Below are 3,195 nucleotides of genomic sequence, written 5' to 3'. Positions count from 1 at the left end.
CACCAGAAAAAGTTGTCGACAAATCATTAATAACAAATAGATTCAATGCAATGGGGAGAGATGTTATGACGCCCGAAAAACTTTGGGAGTTAGGCCGTGTTTCCGCTGAGGGACTTTCCACGGACGGGGCAACGTTGATATATGGTGTGTCCAAGTATAATATTCAGGACAATACTTCGGAGAAAAATCTGTATACCGTTCCTGTGAAAGGAGGCACTGTAACACCTTTTTCGGATGGGAAAGGGAATGAGTCTGTTGTAAAGATTACAGAACACGGAGAAGTGATATATACTTATAATGGTCAGTTGTGGATGAAAGCCTTGAAAGGTGGAGAGCCCGTTCAGCTAACAGATTTTGACGGTGGGTTAGATAATGTAAAATTCTCACCTGATGGTAAGTACATTCTATTCAGTAGGAGTGTGTTGGTAAAAAAATATCATAGTGCTGACAAATATCAAGATTTAGCTAAATCTGATGTTTATATATATGATGACCTAGACTATAGGCATTGGGACACATTTAATAAAGGCGAGTTTAATCACCTTTTTTTGGCGAGTTATGACCAAGGCAAAATAGGCGAAATGAAGGATCTGCTAGAGGGAGAACCTTTTTATACACCTCAAGCTCCGTTCGGCGGTGCTGAAGATTATACATGGGCACCTGATAGTAAATCCGTGTTGTATGTGTCGAAGAAGAAGTTTGGTAAGGAATATGCTGTGAGTACCAACACTGATATTTATCGGTATGATCTTCAGAGTCAGGTCACTACTAACGTCACAGAGGGTATGAATGGGTATGACACGAATCCAACGTATAGCCCAGATGGTGCAAAACTCGCTTGGCTGAGCATGAAAACCGATGGATACGAGGCGGATAAAAACGATATCATATTGTTTGATAAGAAAACAACACGGCGTGTAAATCTAACTCAGCAATGGGATGGGACAGTAAATGGATTCTATTGGAGCAAGAATGCTCGAAAGTTATATTTTACTGCGCCAACAAAAGGGACTGTTCAGTTGTTTGAAGTTAATGCTTCCGCCAATGCTGAGGTTGTCCAATTGAGTGATGGGGAGTTTGATATTACGGGGATTGTGGGAGAGATCGATGGCGGCTTAATAGTCACTTCGACGACAATGACTCGAGCTGCCGAGGTATACTCTTATAATTTTAAAAAGAGATTATTATCACCCGTGACGCGTGTTAACGATAAAATTTTTGAAACGATCGCTCCAACAAAGGTTGAGGGGAGGTTCACAAAAGCTAGTGATGGACTGGATTTGTTTTCCTGGGTTATATATCCTCCGAATTTTGATCCTAATAAGAAATACCCGACACTTTTGTTTTGTCAGGGAGGTCCGCAATCGGCCACCACACAAGGTTACTCTTATCGATGGAATTTTCAACTAATGGCATCACAGGGATATATTGTTATTATGCCTAATCGGCGTGGGATGCCTGGGTGGGGAGTTAAATGGAATGAAGAGATTAGCGGCGATTGGGGTGGTCAGGCGATTCAGGATTATTTGTCCGCAATTGATGATCTATCCACTGAATCATATGTTGATACTGATCGGATTGGTGCAGTTGGGGCAAGCTATGGTGGATATTCTGTATTTATGTTAGCGGGTGCCCATCAAGGACGCTTTAAAACATTCATCTCTCACTGTGGATTATTTGATATGACTTCCTGGTATGGAACCACGGAGGAACTGTTTTTTGCAAACCATGATTTGGGAGGACCGTATTGGGATGAAAAGAATGCAAAAACGTATTCAGATTTCAATCCAATAACACATGTGAATAAATGGGATACACCTATCTTGATTTTTCAAGGCGGGAAAGATTTCCGAGTTCCGATCGGACAGGGCCTATCGGCATTTCAAGCAGCTCAACTTAAAAACATAAAAAGTCGACTTGTCTATTTGCCCGAAGAGAATCACTGGGTGCTATCTGGACATAACGCGCAAGTATGGCAAAGAGAATTTTTTGGCTGGCTGAAAGAGACGCTTTAATTGAAGATAAACTTTTTGCATAGTAACCCGAGCGGAACAATTTGTTTGGCTCGGGTTTTTTAATAATGTTTTTTCTACATAATTTTAATTACAGTTCTCAGCAAATAGATATCGTTGTCTACGCAATAATAAATCTCTATCATAAAGATCAATGCACTATGCTATAGTGTGTAAGGTCTACGATACATATTATTTCCTATCGTTAGTTATGCAATCGTTTGATTCAAATTACGCAATCGATTTCGTCTATCTTAACGCTTTTTTATTTGTAGTTATTCTTTTACCTTCCAACCCTAAACTATACTGAGTGATCAGTTTCACGTTTTATAAAGGAATAATTATGATTAAAAGATTTACCCATCACGCGCTAAATCTCTCCAGATTCAAATACTCATTTAATCTGCTTTTGGGATTAGGTTTAATTCAAGGTTATGCATCCGCAGCGAGTTTGCCGGAGTCAGACGTAGCCTTTTATTTGCAGCAGGAACAGCAGCAGATAAAAGGTAAGGTAACGTCTGCCGAGGGACCGTTACAATCTGTGACCGTTTCTATTAAAGAAACACCGTCGCTTTCGACTAGTACGGATGCCAATGGCGCATTTCAAATTCAAGTTTCCACTGGCCAAACGCTCGTATTTAGTGCAGTAGGGTACGATAGAAAAGAGATTGTAGTTTCTTCAAGTGTCGTTAACATTGAATTGACACCATTAGATCAATTGCTAGACGAAGTTGTTGTTACAGGATATTCTTCGCAGAAAAAGGAAAATATCACGGCTTCCGTGTCGACAGTCAGTCAAAAGCAGTTGCAGGATCAGAAATCACCAAACATATCAAATCTTCTACAAGGTAAAGTTGCAGGGGTAGATGTTTCTGCGGGCTCTGGTAAACCTGGCGAAGCGGCTAACATTCGTATTCGCGGTAGAAATTCAATATCTTCCGGTACAGGACCGTTATGGGTCGTTGACGGCGTAGTTACCCATGGAACGCCGAATATCAACCCGAATGATATCGCTTCGATCTCCGTTTTGAAAGACGCCGCAGCGACGACGCAGTATGGTTCACGTGGTACAAACGGGGTAGTCGTAGTAACAACCAAATCTGCGACGAATGCTGGTGAAGGGGTGTTCTCTGTTAACTTGTCTTCTGGTACCAGTAAGTTCAATAGAGGAAATGTGGAATTA

Annotated in this window: 2 protein-coding genes; both read left to right on the top strand. The window is 41.1% G+C overall.

The window, feature by feature from the left end; genetic code table 11:
* Positions 1 to 2,015 (top strand): S9 family peptidase (locus tag HP439_RS18440; RefSeq protein WP_425501387.1); only part of this gene is annotated, 2,015 nt, incomplete at its 5' end.
* A gap of 340 nt (positions 2,016 to 2,355) precedes the next feature.
* Positions 2,356 to 3,195, top strand: an 840-nt coding sequence (locus HP439_RS18435; protein WP_172391796.1) for a TonB-dependent receptor plug domain-containing protein, incomplete at its 3' end; no start/stop codon positions are given.

The sequence above is a fragment of the Sphingobacterium shayense genome, assembly GCF_013179575.1.
GTDB classification, from domain to species: Bacteria; Bacteroidota; Bacteroidia; order Sphingobacteriales; family Sphingobacteriaceae; genus Sphingobacterium; species Sphingobacterium shayense.
The sequence above is the reverse complement of the archived record's forward strand: the minus strand, read 5'-3'. Positions and strand labels throughout refer to the sequence as shown.